We start from the raw sequence: 22676 nt of genomic DNA on the forward strand, positions 1-22676 counted from the left end.
GAAATGTTGCATTCCCCTTGTTACCTTATTAGTACCCCGGCGCCGGGGTTTGGCGGCGCGCAGCAAAGGAGGACTATGTCCTGTCTCTACATACACAGGCGGGTTTGCCCGCCGAAGACGGGGCCGGTGTAATGGCCCGCTCTCAGTCAATCAGCGACAAGCTGCTTGAGCGTATCCTTTCCTCACTTTCCGATGACAAGGCCGAAGACGTCGTGCAGATCAACCTGCAAGGCAAGTCGTCTGTCGCGGATCACATGGTGATTGCTTCGGGTCGGTCGACCCGTCAGGTCTCGGCCATGGCGGAAAAGCTGACGGATCGCATCAAGCAGGAATTCGGTTTCACCTCGAAGGTCGAAGGCAAGGATGCCGGCGACTGGGTGCTGATCGATACGGGCGACGTGATCGTCCATATCTTCCGCCCCGAAGTGCGCGAATTCTACCAGCTGGAAAAGATGTGGCTGCCTCAGGGCGGCAGCGCCTCGGCGAACTGAGGCGCCATCCCGGCCCGTATTGAGGGGCCGGAGGCGAGAGAGATATGCGTATCAGCATAGTTGCGGTCGGGCGATTGCGCGCCGGACCGGAGAAATCCCTGCTTGATGATTACCTGACCCGCTTTGACCGGACCGGCCGTGGCCTGGGTCTTGGTCCTGCGAAGGTGATCGAGGTTGAAGACAAGAAAAACGCAGGCATGGGGGCCGAAGCCGCGTTGCTGCGCAAGGCGCTGCCCAAGGGCGCGGTGATCTGTACGCTGGACGAACGCGGGCGCGTGATGTCTTCGCCCGATTTTGCCAAGAAACTGGGTGGTTGGCGCGATGCGGGGCGGCAGGATCTGGCGCTGATCATCGGCGGGGCCGACGGAATAGACCCTGCTTTGCGGGCAGAAGCCGACTTTTCCCTCTCGTTCGGGTCGATGGTCTGGCCTCATATGCTGGTCCGTGTGATGCTGGCCGAGCAACTGTATCGGGCCGCGACCATTCTGTCGGGCGGTCCCTATCACCGGGTCTGACATGGCGCAGCTTCTGATCGTTTACCACTCGCGCACAGGCGGTGCCCGGCAGATGGCCGAAGCGGCGGCTGAAGCAGCGCGGGGTGAGGCGGACACGAAACTCGTTCCCGCGGATCAGGCCGGGCCTGAAGATGTACTGGCCGCCGACGGCTACATCTTCTGCGCGCCAGAAAATCTGGCGGCGATTTCGGGCCTGATGAAGGAATTTTTCGACCGCTGCTATTACCCGGTGCTGGGAAAGATCGAAGGTCGCCCTTATGTGCAGATGATTTGCGCCGGATCAGACGGACAGAATGCCGCCCGCCAGATTGCCCGGATTGCCACTGGCTGGCGGTTGAAAGAGGTTCAGCCTCCGTTGATCATCTGCACCCAAGCACAAACGCCCGAGGCCATTTTGGCCCGGAAAGCCATTCCGGAAGATCAACTGGATCGGTGTCGCGAGATCGGTTCCGCGCTGGGTGCGGGTCTTGCCATGGGGATATTCTGAAGGTTAGTCTAATTTGACCAATGTGGTGTCTTCATTCCAGCCATCCACATTGCACCGCGCCTGAATCTGCACCTGCGAAACGCTTTCCGGAATGACCACGCCACCAAGCGAGCGTGTAAAAGGCTGCTCGGTCTCATGCGGATGGTGCAGCACACGCATTCCCAGCTCATTCCCGTCCATGTCCAAAACGCGCCATCCGTCGGCGTAATGATCCCAGCCTGTATCGGGATGCCGGATCGTCACGTCGAACCGCCATGTGTCACCTGTGGCACTGGCGCGGACCTGTTCGACTGTCGGCGGGTCGGCAAGGGCAGGGGCAGCCAGAAGGGCACTGAGAATCACATATCGCATGGATCGAACGTACGGTGTAACGCGGCGCATGGGGATCACGTCTCTGTGTTTGAGGTTTGGGCCATGAGGATCGCGCGGGACTGCGATGCAAACTCGCGGCGATACAGGACACCGAATGTGATCATCGTGCCCAACACCAATGCCATCGGCCCAAGAAACCATGCCAGCGAAGCAAGGGCGAAATAGGTGGCGCGGAGACCACGGTTGAAGCTTCGGGCGGCGGTCACGCAGATCTCGGCCGCCTGACCGGCCCGAGGATAGGCGTTCGGGTCTTCGGGGTCGTTGGGGACCGAGGCCATCAACACGGCGCAGTAGCCAAAAAGACGATGTGCCCAGACGTATTTCAGAAAAGCATTGGCCAGCAGCAGGACGACGACAAGTATCTTGATTTCCCAGACCATCGCCGGAGCGCTGCCGATGGCAAGATCCGTAGCCACTCCGGCCAGCCGCTCGGTATTGCCCAACAGGGCCAGACCGCCCCCGATGGCAATCATCGTGGTTGAGGCGAAAAAGGTACTGCCTTGACGCATGGCGGCCACGACCTGAGCGTCGAACATGCGTGGCTGGCGTGTGACCATTTCGTGCATCCAGCCGCGGCGGTAGCCATCCATCACAAGGGCGACGGACGGCTTTTGTGGTGACGGGTGTTCGATCTTCCATCCGATCCACAGCCACGCACCCAGCAATATTGCCATGGCAGCATAATCCAGAGGGGAAAACAGGGCGGCACGTTCGATCCAGGTCATGGCGCGACAGTACGACCGGAGATCGGAACTTGCCAGTGCGGTAAATTGGTAATATTATTTTACCAAAGGGAGGGACGCCATGGAAATGCCAAAGCCAAGCCCGGACGTACTGAACCGGAAAGGCGCGATCGTTTCGCGGCTGTCGCGGGTTCTACCAGATACGGCAATTATCCATGATCCGGTTGAAACCCGAGCCTATGAATGCGATGCCCTGACGGCTTACAAATGCCCTCCGATGCTGGCCGTGCTGCCGTCGAGCACGCAGGAAGTCTCGGACGTTTTGCGCATTTGCCATGAAGAAGGCGTGCCGGTCGTGCCGCGCGGTGCGGGTACGTCGCTGGCCGGCGGGGCGTTGCCGACGGCCGATTGCGTCATTCTGGGCGTCGCGCGGATGAATGAGGTGCTGGAAGTTGACTATGACAACCGTTTCATCAGGGTGCAGACGGGGCGCACAAATCTGAGCGTCACCGGTGCGGTCGAGGAAGAAGACTTCTTCTATGCGCCGGATCCGTCTTCGCAACTGGCCTGTGCCATCGCCGGCAATATCGCGATGAATTCAGGTGGTGCCCATTGCCTGAAATATGGTGTGACAACGAACAACCTTCTGGGCGTGACCATGGTGATGATGGATGGCAGTGTCGTCGAGATCGGCGGCGCGCATCTGGATGCGCCCGGGTTGGACCTGTTGGGCGTCATTTGCGGCTCGGAAGGTCAGTTGGGCGTGGTGACCGAAGCGACACTGCGCGTTCTGCGCAGACCCGAAGGCGCCCGGCCGGTTCTGATGGGGTTCGACGACAACGAAGTGGCGGGCCGGTGTGTCTCGGACATTATCAAATCGGGTATTCTGCCGGTTGCGATCGAGTTCATGGACACGCTGTGCATAAAAGCATGCGAAAGCTTTGCGCATGCCGGATACCCCGACTGCCATGCGCTGTTGATTGTCGAAGTGGAAGGGTCTGAAGCGGAAATCGACCATCAGCTATCGAAAATCATCGAGATCGCCAAACGCCACAACCCGGTCGAACTGCGAGAAAGCCAGTCTCCCGAAGAAAGCGCAAAAATCTGGCTTGGTCGGAAATCGGCCTTCGGCGCCATGGGGCAGTTGAACGATTACATGTGCCTGGACGGTACGATCCCGGTGTCGGCCCTGCCGACGGTGCTGCGCCGCATCGGTGAGTTGAGTGAAGAATTCGGTCTGCCTGTCGGGAACGTTTTTCACGCAGGGGACGGGAACATGCATCCGCTGATCCTTTTCGATGCCAACAAACCGGGTGATCTGGAAAAATGCGAGGCATTCGGGGCCGAAATCCTGAAACTATGCGTGGACGAAGGCGGTTGTCTGACCGGTGAGCATGGCGTGGGCATCGAGAAGAGGGATCTCATGTCGCATCAATATGCCCCTGTCGATCTTGAGGCGCAGATGGCGGTCAAAGATGTGTTCGACCCCAAGTGGCTGCTGAATCCTGCGAAAGTTTTCCCTTTGGATGTGTCTCGGGCGCGGCGCATTGCGGCGGAGCAAGGGGGCTCTGCCCCCTTGCCCCCGGAGTATTTTGGAAAAGATGAAGCAAATGAGACCTGAGACGGAAGCTGAATTGGCCGAACTTGTGGCCGGGCTGAGCGGTCCGGTGCGGATTGCCGGAGGTGGTACGCGCGGTGTGACCGGGAGGGAGCCCGAACTGAAGGTATCCGGGCTGAGCGGTATTACCCTCTATGAACCCGGGGCGCTGACACTTGTGGCAAAGGCGGGTACACCGCTGGCTGAGATTGAGGCGGCGTTGGATGGGGAAGGGCAACAACTGGCCTTTGAACCGATGGATCACCGGGGTTTGCTGGAGACTCGGGGTGAGCCGACGATTGGCGGTGTTGTGGCGGCCAACATCTCGGGCCCGCGGCGGATTCAGGCCGGGGCGTGCCGGGATTATCTTTTAGGAGTGCGCTTCGTCGACGGGCGCGGGCAGGTGATCAGGAACGGCGGGCGGGTGATGAAGAACGTCACCGGCTACGATCTGGTCAAGCTGATGGGTGGGTCTTGGGGCACTTTGGGCGTTCTGACCGAGGTGTCGTTGAAGGTGCTGCCCAAGCCGGAGCGAAGTTCAACCCTTTCCGTTGCAGTCTCAGACATCGGCGTTGCTGTGCGGGTTCTTTCGGCAGCACTGAAATCTCCATTTGAGGTGACGGGCGCGGCCTATGACCCAAGTCTTCAAAAAGCCTTGATTAGGGTCGAAGGTTTTGTGGATTCGGTTGCATATCGGACAAGCAGATTGACAGCTGAGTTGGAAGGTTTTGGGGACGTTGCTGAGGAAAGCAAGTCCGAGGCGCTTTGGGCTGGAATACGTGACGTTCACCCATTTCAGGGCAAGGACGGGGACGTCTGGCGGCTTTCGATAAAACCGGGTGACGCGGCGGAGATTTCGGCGCGCGCCGAAGCGGATCAAGCGCTGTTTGACTGGGGCGGTGGTCTTGTCTGGCTGCGGGTCCCGGCCGGCACGGATGTGCGTGCCCGGCTTGGTGCGTTTTCAGGTCATGCCACTTTGGTACGATCCGACTGCGAAACAATCAGAAAACAGGGGCGATTTCATCCGGAACCCACATCAATATCGGCTCTGACAAAGGGCTTGCGTGCGAAATTTGATCCGCGCGGTTTGTTCAACCCAGGACTGATGGGATAGGGCGATGCAGACAAAATTCACGGAAAAGCAATTGCTGGACCCGGCAATCCAGCGCTCGAACGAGATTCTGCGCAACTGCGTCCATTGCGGATTTTGCACGGCCACGTGCCCGACATATCAGGTGCTGGGAGATGAGCTCGACAGTCCGCGTGGGCGCATCTACCTGATCAAGGACATGCTGGAAAACGAGCGTGTGCCCGACGAAAAGACGGTCAAGCACATCGACCGCTGCCTGTCCTGTCTGGCCTGCATGACCACCTGCCCGTCAGGCGTGCACTATATGCATCTGGTCGATCATGCGCGCGAATACATCGAGGCAAACTACAAGCGCCCGCTGACGGATCGTGCGTTGCGTTGGGTTCTGGCGCAGATCCTGCCCTATCCCATGCGATTCCGTTGGGCCCTGATCGGGGCCAGGCTGGGCCGTCCTTTCCGGTTCCTGATGCCTGATGCCCGGCTGCGCGCGATGTTGGACATGGCGCCCAAGCATATCCCGCCTGTCAGCCGCAACGATGATCCGCAGAGTTTTGTGCCCGGCGGCGAACGAAAAATGCGGGTGGCGCTGATGACGGGCTGCGCGCAAAGGGCGCTGAACACCGATATCAATGACGCCACGATCCGCCTGCTGACTCGATTGGGGTGCGAGGTCGTGATCGCCGAAGGTGCCGGGTGTTGCGGAGCTTTGACCCATCACATGGGCAAGGTGCAAGACAGTCATATGGCGGCAAAAGCCAATATCAGAGCCTGGAAGCGGGAAATGGACGGTGATGGGTTGGACGCCATAGTCATCAATACCTCCGGCTGTGGCACCACCGTGAAAGATTATGGACACATGTTTCGCAATGACCCGCTGGCCGAAGATGCGGCGCGTGTGTCTGCAATCGCCATGGATATCAGTGAACTTCTGATCAAGTTGGATCTGCCGACGGGCGAAAACCAAAACCTGACCGTCGCCTACCATGCGGCCTGTTCGTTGCAGCATGGGCAGAAGATCAAATCCTATCCCAAAGATTTGCTGAAACACGCGGGTTTCTCGGTTGTCGAACCCGCCGACAGTCATTTGTGCTGCGGTAGCGCGGGAACGTACAACCTGATGCAGCCGGAAATATCGGGCCAGTTGAAACAGCGAAAAGTCAGAACACTTGAGGCGAAAAAGCCTGATATCATTGCCGCCGGCAATATCGGGTGCATGATGCAGATCGGTTCTGCTACGCAACTACCGATCGTTCATACGGTAGAGTTGCTGGACTGGGCGACGGGCGGGCCAAAGCCACCGGCCTTGCACAGAGCAGGGAACGCCGTTCCCGTCCTGCGGTGAATCGTGCTGATGCCAGCGCGCATCATTTTCCAGGGAAATTCCTTTGGTGCCTGACCGCCCTATTTTCGCCCAACGCGGCACGTAGGACAAAAGCTTCGAAGTGAGTCTCGGAGAACCGCGTGCGCAACTGGATCAAGGCGATCGTGCTCTGTGTCTTGCCATTGGCGGTCACGGCGCAGGACACCGGGCTGGAAAGCCTGGATACGTCGGATTCCGGGCGCGAGTGGATGGCTGTCGGGCGGTTGGATATCGCCGGGGCAGGGTTTTGCACCGGAACGCTGGTGTCGCCGACGCTTGTACTGACTGCGGCGCATTGCCTGTTCGACAAGAGATCCGGTCAACGGATCAACCCCGCGGATATCGAGTTTCTGGCCGGGTGGCGTTTGGGACGTGCGTTGGCCTATCGGACCGCGCGCCAGGCAGTGATCCATCCGGACTACCAATATGGCGTCGATTCAACGGCCGACCGGGTAAGCGCGGACGTGGCCTTGATCGAGCTGTGGCAGCCGATCCGTAATGCCGCGGTAATTCCATTTGAGTCGGGCGATCAGCCCAAACGCGGCGCTGAAGTGGGCGTTGTGTCTTATGCGCATGACCGGTCAGAAGCTCCGTCTCTGCAACAGGTCTGCTCGGTCATGAACCGGCAGGCCGGGGTTTTGGTCATGTCCTGCGATGTTGATTTCGGGTCTTCGGGGGCACCGGTTTTTTCTTTCGCGGGCGCGCGTCCTCAGATCGTATCGGTGGTAGCGGCCAAGGCCAGCATGGACGGCCAGAGTGTTGCAATCGGAACCGCGGTTGAGCATTCGCTGCAATTGCTGCGCGACGAACTTTCTGCGGGGCGGGGATTTGGGCTTTCCTCGTCCGGATCGGGAGCGAACAAGAACATAGGCGCAAGGTTCATTCGACCATGATGAGAGTCTTCTGGAGCCTGTTATTGGGCCTGAGCGTCCTGGCGACAGCACCGCATGCGCAATCCAACAAGCGTATGCTGACTGACCGAGAGGATCTTTTGGGTTGGGAGGCTGTCGGACGGCTGGATGTCCGCGATGCCTCGTATTGCACCGGTACGTTGATCGCGCAGGACATGGTGCTGACCGCGGCCCATTGTGCGGTGGATCGTCGTACCGGGAAGACTTACGTGCCCGAAGACATCACGTTTCGTGCAGGCCTCAGCAACGGCAACGCCTTGGCCGAACGTCAGGTCACGCAAATCGCGGTTCATCCCAGCTATGGTTCGCAGAACCCGCTTTCGCACGAAGGTGTCCAGTTGGACGTCGCACTGATGCGGCTGAACGAGCCTATTCCGTATTCGGTCGCCGACCCCTTTGCGCTTCACAGCGGCCGTGTTCCGGGCAACGAGATCAGCATTGCCTCGTATGGGCGGGGCCGGTCCGAGGCGATCACCCGAGAACGGTCGTGCCGTATCATCGACCGCAGGCAGGGGCTGATCACCTTTGATTGCGACATTACGTTCGGGTCTTCGGGGTCTGCAATTCTGGCGAAAAACGGTGCGCGCTGGCAGATCCTGTCCGTGGTTTCGGCGGTAGGGACAAACGGCCGCAGAAAGGTGGGGTTTGGTATGGAGCTTGACGGGATAGTCGCAGAACTCAAGGCCATCATGCGGCGCGACGCACCTCGGCCCAAGGCGTCGATCCGACGGTTGCAGGTCGGGTCCGGCAAGTCAGAATCCGGTGCTAAATTCATCCGTTCCGGCGGGGGTTGAACTCGGCGAAATCGCTACCCATGTGATGAGTATCGGACTGCCTGAACGGGGTCCGGTGTTTGATATCGCCCGTCCGATGCGAGGGCACTGATCACAAATCGCTCAAGAATGAGGATATGACACATGCGTACGTTTGATTTTGCACCGCTGCACCGCGCCACCATTGGCTTTGACCAGATCGCCGACATGATGGATCGCGTTCTGACCAACGATGGGGCCCAGCCCAGCTATCCACCTTACAACATCGAAAAAACCGATGTCGACACCTACCGAATTTCGGTGGCCGTTGCCGGTTTTTCGGAAAACGACCTGACCGTAGAAGTGAAAGAGAATTCACTTGTCGTGTCAGGCAAGAAAGCCGCTGAAGACAAAGAGCGTACCTATCTGCACCGTGGCATCGCCACCCGCGCGTTCGAGCGTCGGTTTGCCCTGGCGGATCATGTCCGCGTCACCGGTGCGAGCCACGAAAACGGTATGCTGAACATCGAACTGAAGCGCGAGGTTCCAGAGGCCCTGAAACCGCGCCGGATCGAGATCACCTCGGCCAAAGCCATCGAAAAGGATGTGGTGGACGCCAAAGCCGTGAACTGAGGCTTCTAACTATCCCGTGGCAGTCCACTCCTCCCGGGCTGCCGCATCACACGCCCCGCGTTCCTCCAGACGCGGGGCGTTGTGTTTTGGGCGTGCGCGAAAATCGGTTCCCAGCAAATTATCCGCCTGATAGTCTTGGGTATTATGGAAAGCCGACCAAAACGTCGACTAGCAGCTATCCTGGCAGCCGACATCGCCGGCTACTCAAGATTGGTTGGTCTGGACGAAGAAGGTACCATCGCAAGGCTTCGCCTGATCCGCAGCGAAGTCATAGAGCCGGCGATCGCCCGGCATTCAGGACGTATCGCGAACACTGCTGGAGACAGCTTTGTGATCGAATTTCGCAGCGCCGTCGATGCGGTTCACGCCGCCGTCGAAATTCAGGCCGAGCTTGCAAAGAGAAATGCGGGAACCGATCAGGATAGCGTCATCACGTTTCGGATCGGCCTGAATGTCGGCGATGTGGTTTCGAACGCGGGTGACATCCTTGGCGACGGGGTGAACGTTGCCGCGCGGCTCGAGGCACTGGCAGATCCAGGTGGTATCATTGTTTCACAATCCATCGTCGATTATGCGCGCAACAAAGTGCCCTATGGTTTTGCCCCGATCGGGCCACAGAACGTCAAGAACATCGCAGACCCGGTTCAGGCCTTTCGCGTGGAAGCGGAAATTTTGCCTTCCCCGCGAAAAAGCCGCACACTGAGGAAATCCCGCTGGCTGCCACTGTCGGCTCTATTGGTGATGTTGGCGGCCGTTGGGCTTTTTCTGACGAAACCGTGGAAGGCTGGCCAATTGCGTGCCTCAGAGGCGCAGATGGTTTACCCCTTGCCGGATCTACCTTCCATCGCAGTGTTGCCGATTGCGAATTACACCGATGACGCGTCCAAGGACATGCTGATCAACGGTATCTCTGAGGATTTGATCACGGACTTGTCCCGAATATCCGGTTTGTTCGTCATCGCGGGCAACTCATCCTTCGCATACCGCGACAGAAACATAGATATCGCACGTTTTGCCGAAGAGCTGGGGGTTCGATACGTCGTTGACGGCAGCGTGCGACGTGCGGATGAAGATTTCCGGATCAATATTCGCCTGACCGACACATTGAACGGGCGATTGATCTGGGCCGAAAGACTCGATGGTGCGATTGATGACATCTTTGAGGTACAGAAAACCATTGTTCTCGCAATTGCTCAGGAGCTGGATCTTCCACTCGACCCTCAAAGCCGGCAAGCCATCGAAAGCGTGGAAACCCAGACCATTGCAGCACGCGAAGCCTTCCAACGCGGGTGGGAGCTGTATTCGCAGTTCAATGAACAGGACAACCTTGCGGCAATTCCCCACCTTGAGAAGGCCGTGGAACTGGACCCGGATTATGGGCGTGCCTGGGCGACGCTTGCCCTGGCGCATTTGCGACCGCACATCTTTCATCATTGGAATGGGTTCGCAGGGTCAGGCGCGCAAATGCACATTGGCCTGTTTTTCAAGTATTACCGGGATGTGATGGAGCAGGACACCGCCCTGGTGCACGTCATCCGGGCTATTGTCAGCCTCAGTCTTCCGGATTGGAACAGTACCGAAGGGGTAGGCCGGGGAACGGAAGACGCCAGACGAGAAGCGGCGAAAGCCATTGCGCTGCAACCCAGTGACCCCGAGGCGCATCTGACGATGGGATGGGCCTTGATTGCAGCGGGTGAGCCCGAGGAAGGACTGGCCTTTGTGCAGGCCGCGACCCGGCTGGATCCCAATTATCCCAGCCACTACGCGCTGTTTGAAGCGGCGGCTCTGTACGCATTGAATGACCTGACGGGCGCAGCAGATGTGATCGAGAAAGAGTTGAACAGAAACCCGCAGGCAACTGAGTTGATGCCATTTGCGGCCTCGGTTCTGGCCCTGAATGGAGATCGCCGTGCGGGCAGGGCCATCATCGACCGATGGCAAAAGGGCAAGCATGCCGGTGTCATACAGGACGCTGTTCAGAATTACCTTTTTATCATCCACTGGGTCGGAGAAAACCAGCATCTGAACGCCCGGCTGAACGATGGGCTTCGTCTGGCGGCGCTGCCTCCGGAAAAAACCATAGCAAGTCTGAGGGCAGATCTGTCACGGGGGGATGCCAAAGATCAGAGGACGGCAGCCCAATCACTGGCCCTGTTTGGTCCCGAGGCAGAGCCAGCGGTGCCGGAATTGATCGCGCTTCTTGAAAGCCCGTCGGTGTTTGTCCGGAAAGAGGCAGCCATTGCATTGGGGAAAATAGGTGGCGCGGCGTCCTCTGCATTGCCCGCGCTGGAAGCCATGGTGGACGGTTCGTTGCAGGGAAAGTTCGCGACCCGTGCAATCGAACAAATCCGCGACAAATCCGCAGAATAGCCGTGTCAGCGTCGACTGGGCCGCCGCTATACACTTGTTTTTACAACGACGCGATCGCGTTTCCGGATGCGGGGTCTCTGCCCGCCGCGATGGGACAGAGACCGTATTGGATCAGACCGACATGCAGACGTATTTCATCTCCAGATAGTCTTCCATGCCGTGATGGCTGCCTTCGCGGCCCAGACCGGATTGCTTGACGCCGCCGAACGGGCCCAGCTCGGTCGAGATGATGCCGGTGTTCACGCCGACGATGCCGTATTCCAGCGCCTCGGCCACCTTGTAGACGCGGCTCAGGTCCTTGGCATAGAAATACGAGGCCAGACCAAAAATCGTGTCATTGGCCATGGCGATCACGTCGTCTTCGTCTTCGAACTTGAACAGCGGGGCCAGCGGGCCGAAGGTTTCGTCCTGCGCCACCAGCATGTCCTGAGTCACGCCGGTCACGATGGTTGGCTGGAAGAACGTGCCGCCCAGATCATGGGGCAGGCCGCCTGTCAGAACCGCGCCGCCCTTGTCGGTCACGTCCTTGATATGTTCTTCGACTTTGGCGACCGCGTCGGCATTGATCAGCGGGCCGGTGGTGGTGCCTTCGGTCAAACCGTCGCCGATTTTCAGCGCTTCCACTGCCGCTTTCAGTTTGGCCGCGAACGCGTCATAGACACCGGCCTGCACATAGATTCTGTTCGCGCAGACGCAGGTCTGACCGTTGTTGCGGAACTTGCACAGCATCGCGCCTTCGACGGCGGCATCCAGATCGGCATCGTCGAACACGATGAACGGCGCGTTGCCGCCCAGCTCCATCGAACACTTCATGACCTGATCTGCCGCCTGCCGCAGCAGGATGCGCCCCACTTCGGTCGAGCCGGTAAAGGTCAGCTTGCGCACGCCGGGGTTTTCGCAGAACTCCTTGCCGATCTCACTGGCCCGGGATGAGGGCACCACGTTGAACACACCCGCAGGCACACCGGCCTGTTCCGCCAGCAGCGCAAGTACCAGCGCCGACAGGGGCGTTTCGGTGGCCGGACGCGCCACAAAGGCGCAGCCGGCGGCCAAAGCCGGGCCTGCCTTGCGGGTGATCATGGCATTGGGAAAATTCCAGGGCGTGATCGAGGCCGCAACGCCGATTGGCTGTTTCATCACCATGATCCGCTTGTCGCGCTGATGGCCGGGAATGGTCTCGCCATAGACCCGCTTGGCCTCTTCACCGAAGAACTCGATGAAAGACGCGCCATAGCCGATCTCACCGATGGCCTCTGCCAGGGGCTTGCCCTGTTCAGCGGTCAGGATCTTGCCCAGATCCTCGGCGTTTTCCATCATCAGATCGAACCAGCGCCGCAAGATGGCTGCACGTTCCTTGCCGGTCAGTTTGGCCCATTCTTTCTGCGCGGCTTCAGCCTGTGCGATTGCTCCGGCGACCTGAGCACGGCTGACGTCTGCCACCTCGGCGACCACATCGCCCCGAGCGGGGTTTGTGACTTTGAACGTGCCATTGTCACCGTCTACCCACTGACCGCCGATATAGGCTTTGGTTACAAGCAATTCGGGGTTCTTCAGGATTGACTTCAGATCGGTCGTTGCGTCCAGCATGATAAGCCTCCGGCGTGAATTGGGTCGCGCGCACCCAATCAGGTGATGTCTCAATTGTCTATGGCCACTCTGGATGTGGAATCAATCCAGATTTGATCAAAAATTTACTTAACAAGTTAATCTAATGAGGTCACTCGATATCTGTTTCTTTCATTCGGCGGTCTCGCCTTTCCTTTTGCAAAGGAGTTTGTCAAAGTCTGGGTGAATTTTGAGGCCCAGGGGATGTAAATCGGTGTAACATTCCCTATCTTATTGGGTAATTAAAGAAAAAGAGGACAGCAGAGATGTCGAACCAGCAATTCGAAGCGTTGATAGAAGAGACTCAAGCCAAAGTGCGCGAAAGCCAGTCTCAGATCGAAGGGCTGACTTCGCGCATTGAAGCGGCGCGCGCCAAGATCGGCACGGCCGAGGCGGATATCGACATCGAAAACGCCACGCTTGAGGATGTGCATGCCCATACCGAGGTGATGAACGCCAATATTGCCGAGCTGATTATGGGCTTGGATGATGTTACCAGTGCGTTTTCGAAGGATTTCGACGAGATGCGCTCGAAATCCGGGTGGGAGACGTTTGTCGGTATCTTCTCAAAAGGTAAATCCGAGTCGATGCGGCAGGAGCGGATGCGCACCGCTAATATCGACGACAAGTTGCAGGACCTGATCGCCAAGTCCGACGTGATCGTGAAGCTGTTGGAAGGCCAGCTTTCCGTTCTGGAAGAACAGCGCGTGAAGGTTGAAGAAAACCTGACCGGTACGCTGGACGACCGCGAGGCCACTGTGGCTGAGCTGGAAGCGCTGCGGGCTGAGATTCAGGGCATGGACCCGACGATCATCACGCTGGAAAACAAGATCAGCGTTGAACAGGACGCCGCAGCGCGGACGCAGTTGGAAACCGAACTGGCCGAGCTGAACAAGCAATACAACGCCAAGGTTCAGGAAGAGCAGGTCAAGCTGGCCAAAAGCCAGACGCTGGAGCGCTATATCGAAAAGGGCAAGACCTGGGTCGACTCCCTACAGAACCAGGCGGCGACGCAGATGGTGTTGATCAACAAGCTGCAGACAGACACGCAACAGCGCGTGGTGCTGTATGACGCCCTGACCAAGTCGTTGAAAACCGCCCAACAGCAGGACGTGGCCCACCGCATCAACGAGATCGGCGTGCAAACGGACCAAGAGGCGCAAACCGCCATGGCCGCCATCGGCACCGCGACCAACCAGAAAATGGCCGACATGCTTGAGGCGCATGAGGACCACATGGTCTTCGCCCGCGACGTGCTGGAGAAAAAGGCCAAGGCGGATGAACGCTTTGCGCGCCGGTTTGCCTCGATTGTCGAGAAGCATGATAAGAATTTGTATGGCGGGTGAGGCGCTTCAGTGACGTTCCGTTCCAAAGGCAAGCCAAAAGGAATACGCTACAGGTTCAGGATAGGGATTCTCTTTGTTGTTTTTGGCGGGTTCCTGACTTTGCTTCTTCTGACAGCTGATTGGATGCCAGACCATTTGGTGATCAAACTTGTGCTGATCGTGGGTGTTCTTCTGGCAACGTTCTGCCTCTGCGTATTGTTCGCCAACGGTCTGATCAAACTTGAACAGCTTGATGAGAAGTTATTCGGCCACCGACAAAGAAAAGAGCGCGTGGATAATGACTGACCCCACCCAAGACCATGTCGGCCTGACCGACATTTTTGCCTCGCGCCGCTATTTCCGCAAATTCGAGGTGATCACCGTCCACCTCCTGCGCGTGGCCGCGACGATGGAGGCGGAGGGTGCGATCTCGAAACAAGAGGTGCGGATCGTGTCGCGCTACCTCTCGGGGTTGCTCTACACCTTCCGCGCGCTTTCCATGAAGTACCTGCTGGTCGGGCGCGACACGGGGCGGTTCTTTGGCAGCCTCGCCATGGACAAGCGCGATAGCGGCTTTCCGGTGGCGGCCGAGTTGCTGACCATGGCCAACGACGCGCAGCAGGCGCAGGTGCATCTGGCAAACATGCCCTCGGAAGAGGACCTGAAAACCGACATGGTGCGAACGATCATCGGCGATCAGGAAATTCCCACCAAGCTGCAATTTGCGCTGTCCCAAAGGCTCTATTATGAGGAATTGCTGAAAGGTCAGCTGTTCTGGGCCCGTAATGATCCCGAGTGCCACTGGATCGGAAATGAGGGGGACCGACGCAAATTCCTGATCCACTGGGCGGTCTATGACAGCCAGATCAACCTGCCCGTCATCTATCTGATGCAGCTTGAGGACAGCGGCAAAACGGCCCTGCCCAAGGATCAGCGCCGCTGGCCCGAGGTTCAGGCGCATCTGATGGCGCAAGCGCTGGGTGGGTTGAAACTGGTGACGATTGCCAAAGGCTTCGATCAGGATTTCGACGACCTGCATCCCAAACACCTGCGCCGCATCCATGTGGGTCCGATGTATTCCTCGGCCTATACCGAGCAATCCGGCCCCCTGCGGCAGGTGCTGGAGGACGCGCAATCTCCGCAAGGTCAGGATTGGGCACTGGCCTGGACCACCGAAGAACTGGAAAGCGAAGAGGTGATCGAAGAGCGCTCCGGGTGGTTCTCGACCGTTGAGCGCGAGATTTTTGCGCTGGACCCGTTCGGCGGGCAGGGGGCCGAGACCGGGGCCACGCGCACTCAGCGCTCGATCATCCTGCCCCAGCGTCCGTTTCAGGTGCTGGCCGAGCGCAACCCGCCGGGTTTTGCCGATGTGCGCAAGTTCGTCGTCAGCAAGACCGGGCAGGTGTTGAGATATTGAATTTTTCGCCTCCGGCGGGAGTATTTTTGAAAAGATGAAGCAAGGGCGGTTTTTGAGATGAGTTTGACGTCAGATCAGATGGAATTGCGCGAAGACGACATTCGCAAGCATTATCCCGCAGCAACCGCCTTGCTGAACGGGTTCGAGCATGCACCGCGGATTGCCAAACCCCTTGAGGCCGCCGTCGAACGCTCTCCGGGTGTGTCAACGGCACGGCGGTTTCGGTCGACGACCCCAGGGTTGGTGACGCGGCGCACGGTGCGCGCGGATGGGGTACATCTGGTCGAACGGATCGAGGCGTCGGATGATGGCGATGCATTGGTCTCGCCACCTCAGGCCACAACGCAGCAGGCCATTCGTCGGGCCATTGCCATCGCGCTGGCCGTGGCTGAAGCTTATGCCGAACAAACCCCGTTGGCCGATCTGAAGCGGGCGAATCTGGCCGGGGATCTGCCCGCCGCCCGCAAGACCGAATTCTCGGAATTGCTGACCGCTGAGGCTTTGATCACGCTACATACGTTCGGCAACGCGCTTGCCTATCTGATGTCTTCGCATCTGGGCGAAATCACGGTTGATCTCGGTGAGATCGAAGAGGTTCTGACCGACAATGGCCAGCTTGCCCTGCATGGCGCGCTGTGGGAGCTGGATCAGGTGCTGGCCAAACACGCCCCCGACGACGCCCGTCTGATCGCGGCCACCAGCGCCTATGCCGAACAACTGATGGAGAAAGCCGCCCTGCGTGCAGGGTCGGCAGGCCATCTGGCCCCGTTCCAGAACGCCGCCTGGCATATCGAGGCAGACGATCTGACGATCCGGGGGTTTGAGCCGGCCTCAAAAGCCAAATCCACCACCCTGACCATGACGTTCAAGAAGCCGAACGAGGTGGTCGGCAACCATATCGCCAAATATCAGGCCATGAAGCTGGCCAAGATGGTGATGGCCTATGATTTCGACCGCCGCCTGAACCCGTTTGCCGAGCTTGGCGGGTTCATCTTTACCTTCATGGGCGACGGCAAACCGGGCACCGGTAAGACCACCCTGATCCAGATGATGGCCGGGCTGATCAACGACTATTGCCAGAACGCGGGCTATCCGTTCCGCTATCAGAACCTGAGCACCGACAATATCGACAGCTATCAGGGCAAATCGGGCCAGAACGCCAAGGCGTTCATCAACACGATTATCGACCCCTCGGTCATCGGGTTCGGCACCATCGACGATATCGACCAGCTGGCGGGTAAACGCGGCGACCGGCAATCGTCAGCCGGGCAGTTGGAAATCACCGCCGTGCTGATGGAGAGCTTTGCGGGCGCCAACACCGTCGTGCGCGGCAACTGCACCTTTGGCATGTTCTCGAACTACCCCGAGAATGTGGACGACGCCCTGCGTCAACGGGCGGGTGCGCGGTTTCTGGTGGACGGGCCACAGACGCGCGAGGATTACATCGACATCCTGCATCTGCTGATGGGCCGCAACCACGATATCCCGCTGGGTGAACACGAAGCCTATGCCGCGCAGGAAATCAAAAAGGCTGTCGCCGCCAGTTTCGAAAGTCACTCCCGCCCGCATGAGGACGCGCTGTTGCAGGTCTATGACCGGGTGTCCGGCGATATCGGCCAGATGGATACGATTGCCAAGATGGGCACCTACCTCAAGGCGATCCAGCAGGCGGATGAGCGCTTTACCGGCCGCGCGATCAAGAACATCACCGACGCGGTTAAGGTCCGCGCGATGGATTTCGAACTGCCCGACGAATGGATGGAAACCCCCGACCTGTTCCTGTTCCGCGACTACGACACCAAGAAGGCGATGATCGAGGACCTGCGCCAGCCGATCACGGTTGAGATGGTGATCCAAGAGATCAACCGCTATGCGGACAGCGAATTCCGCTATGCCGACAAGAGCGACGAGGTCGCTATTGAAAACGCCGTCCGCGAGATGGGCCGGATGGAAGAGGCCAAGCGGCGGTATCTGGAGGGTAAGGTGTGATGCTTGTTCTTACTACCGCCGGGCTTGCCCTGTTTTTGGGCTTCTTGCTGCCGTTGCGATGGGGTGTGTTTGGCTTTGTTGGTGTCGTGGCGGTGCTGTTCCTGTGCCAATTTGGCGTGAACGTTGGTAGTGGTTTTGAGGGGACCTCATGGGAAGAGTCGCTGATCCTGTTTGAGGGCAGTGTGGTGTCTTACATCGGGTTCAATCTGCAAATTACAGCGCGAGCATTTGCGCTGCAGTTGTTGGTGTTGGCGGTGGTGGTTGTTGGACGCAGCAGCGCGAGAGTAAGCTGAATGCTGTGCAACACAAACCAGTCAGAGGGAGTGCTTAAGTGCTAGATTTTGTCTACCTAGTAGGATGTGCGCTTTTCGCCTTTGTAGGGGTCAAATTTGTGCTTTGGGTGATTAGGCGCAGTTTGCCCGTTCCTCGGGGTGGATTCATGTGGTTGCGGTTCTTTTTCTGGTGGTCGGCCAGTTTGGGTGTGGCGGTTGCGTCGTATTTCTTTTTGATAGTTGCATCTGGTATTTTTATTTTTGATTTCTGGAAGTTGGATGAAGGACTGGACCCTTCAGTGGCATGGTTTGGAGGCATCATCTTGTCTGCGCCCTATTGGGTAGGTTTGATCAAAGGAATAGACATACAAGTCACGCATCGGTGGTCACAGTGATCCGCCTCATCGAAAAAGGCCTGATGTTCGGCAACCTCGTCCACATCTCCAGCCCGGCTCTGGTCGAGCGGTATAACCGCGCGTTGCAGCATCTGGCGGGCAAGACCACTCAGCTTTCGGATTTTCATGTGGATATCTCGGGCTATTCGCCGGAGGTGGGGATTGAGCTGGAGGACGAGCTTTACCTCAACCCCAACGGGGTCAACCGGCAGTTCATTCTGCTGACGACCGAACAAAAACGCGCGCCGTTGCTGAACGTCAAATTCTCGACCTCGCGCGATATCCTGCGTGAATTCATCGAGATGAACGAGGCGCAGCTGTTCGCCCTGACCGCCACCGATGCGGTGGCCGGAGAGTTGGTGAACTCGGTCATCAAACTCAGCACGCCCCGCGATCTGCTGAACCTGCGCAAGATCGAGATCGAGGCAGACACCGCAGGCGGCACCCTGCGCAAGGCACAGCAACTGGCGGGCATGGTCGAACGGTTCAAAACCGAAGAGGACGCCTGGTTCGATGATGTGCTGATCGCGAAAATGATCGAGACGGCCAAGGAAACCGGCGACGTCACCCGCAACCCGGTGCGCCTGCGCCATACGGATTTTGAGCAGCGCAATTTCTGGACGGCACATTTCGGCGGGCTGTACCTGTTTCCCGATCTGGACCACCCGGCCGCGATTTGCATGGGTGAAAAGCCTGACGACCTGCCGATCAAGTACACGTTTGACCCGTCACAGCGTAACCAGATTGCCAAGTTTCTGGATTACAACGATCTGGTTGAGCCCATCGTCAAGGCGCGCGGCGTGGATGCGGCCGCGATCCTGCAACAAAAGATGGATTTCCTGACCGTCGACGCGGCGGCGGATGCGGATGTCGACCTGACCGGGTTGGACCGCAGCGACATGCGGCGGCTGGCGCGAAACCACTCGGATCGCCTGCCGCAGGCCTATCACGGGCTTGCTCAACTGCTGCGCTGGGCAAGTGACGGCGGGCCGTGGCCGCGCATCACCTCGGACCACCCGGCCTATTTCTACACGCTTCGCGCCGCCGATACGCCGAACCGCGATCTGGTCAACATGCTGCTGTCCGAATTGGCCCCGCTGGATCCGCGCCAGATGTTCATCTGCCACAAAGAATTGTTCTACCGAACATATTCGGGCTGGCCCGAGAGCAAGAAGGCCTATGTGGCCGACTTCCTTGCGCGCGAATATCAGGTGGACAAGCAAGGCGCCCGCGCCGCCTTGTTCGGACATGAGCCGGATATGAGCGGCGACGATCGCGTCAGCGATGACATAATTGCTCGGGTTGGTCCGTGGGGTTCGGTGAGGAAAGGTTGAAATGTTTGGATTATTGCGCCTTTTGCTGATCTTGCTGGTGATCCAGACGATTGCCTATGTCGGGCTGTCTTTCTACTCGCGCGGCATACGCCGGCGTAAACTGGAAAACTGGTGGGACGAAAAGGGCAAGACGGGCAACAAAGAAGCCTTTGTCGAACGCGGATTGCATGTGTATGACAACTCGTTTCGGCGTAAACTGATCCTGGGTGTCTATATCGTGCCGTGGGTGGCGATTGGCGCGCTGATCTACATCGTGAATTACATGTGAGGGTTTAGGCATGGCCTATGTGAAATGGGCGTTCATTTTCATTTTCTGGGGCACGATTGCCGTGATCCTGCAATATTCTCTGCCCCAGCATGACATTGTGCGCATCGTCAACACCTATGAAGAACGGCAAGATCTGAACGACTGGACCCGGATCTTCTGGTCAGAGCCGGAAGATCAATCCACCAGCCTGTCCAACCGGGATGTGCAGTTCATTCAGGCGGTGCGGGCCAATGGAAAACCCATCGTGTACCGAAATGAGGATACCGGCTGGGGATGGCCGCCGTATTTCAAGTTCGACACGGCGAACCTGTATACCGAGGCCAATGATGCGAAATCGACCAAGGAGAACCCGAAATGGGTGGTCGTGACCCATTACGGGTGGCGCAATGAATTCATGTCGATCTTTCCCAACGCCATTTTCATCAAGCATGTGGATGGTCCGGATGTGCGGATCATTCCATGGTTCAATATCATCTTCCTGACGATCTTTGCGGCGTTCGTTTGGGCGGTATGGGTGCGTTGGCGCAGGTTCCGGCAATCCCGGATCGATCCGATGATCGAAAACGTTGAAGACGGCCTGTATGCGGCCGGTGATGCCATTGAAGAGCGGCGCAACAGGTTTCGCCGCTGGCTGGACAGCTGGAAATCGAAATAGACCGCAGCTGAGGCGGGCGTGGCAGCAGCACGCCCATCCGGCTGGCTGTGCCCTTCACCTGACGATGAATTCCGCATGCAGCGCGCCTGCTGCCTTGATCGTTTTCAGAATGTCGATCATGTCCTGAGGCGAGACCCCAAGCGCGTTCAGGCCTGCGACAACCTCGGACAACGTGGTGGCCTCGGGGATTTCGGCGAGGCCGGTTCCCTCTTCTTCTTCGATCCCTGCGATTGTCCGTGGCACGACCACTGTTTCACCTCTGGCGAACGGGTTGGGCTGCACTGCAATCGGCGCTTCCTGAACCGTCAGTGTCAGGTTGCCTTGAGACACCGCAACACGGGAAATTCGGACCTCTTGCCCCATTACAATGGTGCCAGAGCGCTGATCGACAACAACGCGCGCTTTCGATTCCGGTTCAACCAGAATGTTTTCAATGCGCCCAATGGCATGGGCTGTCGAAACCGCCTGAGTCGCCGCGACGTTGAGCTCAACCGTGCCGGAATCCCGCATAATCGCCACGGCTCTGTTGAACTCGGTGTTTATCGCGGTTTCGATGCGCGCGGCTGTGGTGAAGTCTGGCTCTCTGAGTGCGAGGCGCATCTGAGTGAGAGTTGACAAGTCGAAGTCAATTTCACGCTCGACCCTCGCGCCGGATGGGATCACGCCCGAAGTTGGCACCCCGCGCACGACTGAAGCTGCCTCTCCTTCAGCCGAAACGCCGCCCGCAAGGATTGTGCCCTGAGCGACCGCATAGATTTGGCCGTCGGCCGCGTTCAGCGGGGTCATGATCAGAGTGCCCCCCAAGAGGCTGCTGGAATCGCCTATGGCTGAAACCGTTACATCGATTTGACCACCCACCCGTGCAAAAGGCGGAAGGCTGGCCGTGACCAATACCGCTGCCACGTTTTTGGGCCGGAAATCCTCACCGGTGACGTTGACGCCAAGACGTTCGAGGATGTTGGACATGATTTCTTCGGTGAAGGGCGCGTTGCGTAACCCATCACCGGTTCCGTTCAAGCCGACCACCAGGCCATAACCCACCAGATCGTTGCCCCGTACACCGTCAAAATCCACGAGGTCCTTGAGACGGATTGTCCCTGCCCAAGCCATGCCGGGAAGAAGAAGCAGGAGAAGTATCAGCGCCCTCATCTCAGAAAGTTCACCAGTGAAAGGTTCGCATTGCGAACGGTTACGGAATACAGGCTTTCCAATTGAAATTGCACCGTTTGCAGTTTTGCTGCCGTCTCATAAGGATCGGCCGCGATCAGTTCATTCCGGCTGAATTCCAGGCTGGTCCGGGCCGAGGAATTGCGTGTTGCAGCCTCTTCGATGCGGGCTTCGGCCGCTCCGACTTTTGCCCGGAGTTTTACGGTGGCATCCTGTGCGTTGGCCAGATCGACCCCTAACTGCGTGAACAATGCGGTGCGCTGATCGGGCGAAAGTGCCAATGCGCTGTCGGTGGCCAGCGCCGCAACGGCGACATCCCTGAGTGCGGCCTTGAACGCCGGATCCGTTGCCGTGATCGGCAGCGTGACGCTTTCGTTTTCCGAAATCTGCATCGGAGACAGTGTGCTGCTTGACCCCTGATAAATCACGGCGTCGAAACCGGCCGGGTCATTGAACCAGTTTTCTGCCGCCAGCCTGATATCAGCGACCGTCGCAAGCCCCGTCAATTGCGACTTCAGCGCCGTCAAAAGATCGTTCGAAGATTGCAGAGGCGACACATCGGTGGCGGTGCCGGAAAACAGGCTGCGCCCTCCCACGCGTGTGTTCAGTGCCGAGATCATCGTGTCCAGCTCGTTTTTCGCCTGTTGGGACGCTTGTTCATGATTGACGGGCTGATTGGCGGTTCCGTAGGCCAGCAAAGACGCGGTCATGTCTCCGACCGAATCTCCGAAGGTTTTCAGGCTCAGTTGCATGGTGTCGGTGAACAGGGCGGCTTCGGACGTTGCGATGCCAAAGGCGTCGAGTCTGGCGAGGCTGCGGTCGAGATCCAGAATTTGCGAATAATCCCCGCCAAGCCGACCCGAGACGTCCTGTACCCGCCCGGTGGACATCTCGTAAGAGAGGGTTTCGATCTGGGTTCTGATATCTGTTGCGCGGGTTCGCAAGGTCATTCCTCGCGCCAAATCGCCGATAGAAGTGATGTTCATGG

General features: G+C 58.3%; 23 protein-coding genes. 18 read left to right on the forward strand and 5 right to left on the reverse strand.

Annotation, left to right across the window (positions count from 1 at the left end):
* The first annotated feature begins 131 nt into the window (after positions 1 to 131).
* The 3 genes from rsfS to ACR0DJ_RS16055 are packed head-to-tail and all read left to right on the forward strand — an operon-like array spanning position 132 to position 1493.
* Positions 132 to 491: a ribosome silencing factor gene (gene rsfS / locus ACR0DJ_RS16045; RefSeq protein ID WP_217358180.1), complete on the forward strand. Its 360-nt coding sequence runs from the start codon at positions 132 to 134 to the stop codon at positions 489 to 491.
* A gap of 44 nt (positions 492 to 535) precedes the next feature.
* On the forward strand, positions 536 to 1006 hold the full coding sequence (gene rlmH, locus ACR0DJ_RS16050) for a 23S rRNA (pseudouridine(1915)-N(3))-methyltransferase RlmH (RefSeq protein WP_480685618.1): 471 nt from the start codon (positions 536 to 538) through the stop codon (positions 1004 to 1006).
* 1 nt (position 1007) lies between these two features.
* Positions 1008 to 1493, forward strand: a complete 486-nt coding sequence (locus ACR0DJ_RS16055; RefSeq protein WP_480685619.1) for a flavodoxin family protein — start codon at positions 1008 to 1010, stop codon at positions 1491 to 1493.
* 3 nt (positions 1494 to 1496) lie between these two features.
* Here the strand turns inward: ACR0DJ_RS16055 and ACR0DJ_RS16060 are convergent, their stop codons facing one another.
* On the reverse strand, positions 1497 to 1874 hold the full coding sequence (locus ACR0DJ_RS16060) for a hypothetical protein (RefSeq protein ID WP_480685620.1): 378 nt from the start codon (positions 1872 to 1874) through the stop codon (positions 1497 to 1499).
* A 5-nt stretch (positions 1875 to 1879) separates the two neighbouring features.
* Positions 1880 to 2590: a DUF599 domain-containing protein gene (locus tag ACR0DJ_RS16065; protein ID WP_170345722.1), complete on the reverse strand. Its 711-nt coding sequence runs from the start codon at positions 2588 to 2590 to the stop codon at positions 1880 to 1882.
* Between the two features lie 79 nt (positions 2591 to 2669).
* Between ACR0DJ_RS16065 and ACR0DJ_RS16070 the strand changes: the two genes are divergently transcribed.
* From ACR0DJ_RS16070 to ACR0DJ_RS16100, 7 genes are all read left to right on the forward strand, one after another.
* Positions 2670 to 4169, forward strand: coding sequence for an FAD-linked oxidase C-terminal domain-containing protein (locus ACR0DJ_RS16070; RefSeq protein ID WP_480685621.1), 1500 nt, complete (start codon positions 2670 to 2672; stop codon positions 4167 to 4169).
* Complete coding sequence (gene glcE, locus ACR0DJ_RS16075) at positions 4159 to 5259, forward strand: glycolate oxidase subunit GlcE (RefSeq protein ID WP_480685622.1); 1101 nt, start codon at positions 4159 to 4161, stop codon at positions 5257 to 5259. Before ACR0DJ_RS16070 ends, glcE begins: the two co-directional genes overlap by 11 nt.
* Before the next feature lie 4 nt (positions 5260 to 5263).
* On the forward strand, positions 5264 to 6577 hold the full coding sequence (glcF, locus tag ACR0DJ_RS16080) for a glycolate oxidase subunit GlcF (RefSeq protein ID WP_480685623.1): 1314 nt from the start codon (positions 5264 to 5266) through the stop codon (positions 6575 to 6577).
* A 119-nt stretch (positions 6578 to 6696) separates the two neighbouring features.
* Positions 6697 to 7488: a trypsin-like serine peptidase gene (locus ACR0DJ_RS16085; protein WP_480685624.1), complete on the forward strand. Its 792-nt coding sequence runs from the start codon at positions 6697 to 6699 to the stop codon at positions 7486 to 7488.
* A gap of 74 nt (positions 7489 to 7562) precedes the next feature.
* Positions 7563 to 8300, forward strand: a complete 738-nt coding sequence (locus tag ACR0DJ_RS16090) for a trypsin-like serine peptidase (RefSeq protein WP_480686292.1) — start codon at positions 7563 to 7565, stop codon at positions 8298 to 8300.
* Positions 8301 to 8423: 123 nt separating this feature from the next.
* On the forward strand, positions 8424 to 8891 hold the full coding sequence (locus ACR0DJ_RS16095; RefSeq protein WP_170345716.1) for an Hsp20 family protein: 468 nt from the start codon (positions 8424 to 8426) through the stop codon (positions 8889 to 8891).
* 144 nt (positions 8892 to 9035) lie between these two features.
* Positions 9036 to 11261, forward strand: a complete 2226-nt coding sequence (locus ACR0DJ_RS16100) for a HEAT repeat domain-containing protein (protein WP_480685626.1) — start codon at positions 9036 to 9038, stop codon at positions 11259 to 11261.
* 111 nt (positions 11262 to 11372) lie between these two features.
* Here the strand turns inward: ACR0DJ_RS16100 and ACR0DJ_RS16105 are convergent, their stop codons facing one another.
* Entirely contained in the window at positions 11373 to 12848 is a 1476-nt protein-coding gene (locus ACR0DJ_RS16105; protein ID WP_257599804.1) for an NAD-dependent succinate-semialdehyde dehydrogenase, read from the reverse strand.
* Between the two features lie 284 nt (positions 12849 to 13132).
* Between ACR0DJ_RS16105 and ACR0DJ_RS16110 the strand changes: the two genes are divergently transcribed.
* The 8 genes from ACR0DJ_RS16110 (at position 13133) to ACR0DJ_RS16145 (ending at position 20521) form a co-directional block, all read left to right on the forward strand.
* Entirely contained in the window at positions 13133 to 14212 is a 1080-nt protein-coding gene (locus ACR0DJ_RS16110) for a coiled-coil domain-containing protein (RefSeq protein WP_170345713.1), read from the forward strand.
* A 9-nt stretch (positions 14213 to 14221) separates the two neighbouring features.
* Positions 14222 to 14497, forward strand: a complete 276-nt coding sequence (locus ACR0DJ_RS16115; protein ID WP_170345712.1) for a hypothetical protein — start codon at positions 14222 to 14224, stop codon at positions 14495 to 14497.
* Positions 14490 to 15608: a hypothetical protein gene (locus ACR0DJ_RS16120; RefSeq protein WP_480685627.1), complete on the forward strand. Its 1119-nt coding sequence runs from the start codon at positions 14490 to 14492 to the stop codon at positions 15606 to 15608. The genes ACR0DJ_RS16115 and ACR0DJ_RS16120 overlap by 8 nt, the downstream gene beginning before the upstream one ends.
* Before the next feature lie 57 nt (positions 15609 to 15665).
* Positions 15666 to 17597, forward strand: a complete 1932-nt coding sequence (locus tag ACR0DJ_RS16125; protein WP_480685628.1) for an AAA family ATPase — start codon at positions 15666 to 15668, stop codon at positions 17595 to 17597.
* Positions 17594 to 17890, forward strand: coding sequence for a hypothetical protein (locus ACR0DJ_RS16130; RefSeq protein WP_480686293.1), 297 nt, complete (start codon positions 17594 to 17596; stop codon positions 17888 to 17890). Before ACR0DJ_RS16125 ends, ACR0DJ_RS16130 begins: the two co-directional genes overlap by 4 nt.
* A 370-nt stretch (positions 17891 to 18260) precedes the next feature.
* On the forward strand, positions 18261 to 19598 hold the full coding sequence (locus ACR0DJ_RS16135) for a DUF6638 family protein (protein ID WP_425079385.1): 1338 nt from the start codon (positions 18261 to 18263) through the stop codon (positions 19596 to 19598).
* Position 19599: 1 nt separating this feature from the next.
* Complete coding sequence (locus tag ACR0DJ_RS16140; RefSeq protein ID WP_170345707.1) at positions 19600 to 19866, forward strand: hypothetical protein; 267 nt, start codon at positions 19600 to 19602, stop codon at positions 19864 to 19866.
* A 10-nt stretch (positions 19867 to 19876) separates the two neighbouring features.
* Complete coding sequence (locus ACR0DJ_RS16145; protein ID WP_480685630.1) at positions 19877 to 20521, forward strand: DUF1523 family protein; 645 nt, start codon at positions 19877 to 19879, stop codon at positions 20519 to 20521.
* A gap of 54 nt (positions 20522 to 20575) precedes the next feature.
* Here ACR0DJ_RS16145 and ACR0DJ_RS16150 read toward each other — a convergent pair whose 3' ends face one another.
* Positions 20576 to 21670 (reverse strand): flagellar basal body P-ring protein FlgI, encoded by a 1095-nt coding sequence (locus ACR0DJ_RS16150; RefSeq protein WP_170345705.1) that lies wholly within the window; start codon positions 21668 to 21670, stop codon positions 20576 to 20578.
* Positions 21667 to 22674 (reverse strand): flagellin, encoded by a 1008-nt coding sequence (locus ACR0DJ_RS16155; RefSeq protein ID WP_480685631.1) that lies wholly within the window; start codon positions 22672 to 22674, stop codon positions 21667 to 21669. The genes ACR0DJ_RS16150 and ACR0DJ_RS16155 overlap by 4 nt, the downstream gene beginning before the upstream one ends.
* Positions 22675 to 22676: the final 2 nt, after the last annotated feature.

Source organism: Ruegeria sp. BF10 (assembly GCF_056538725.1).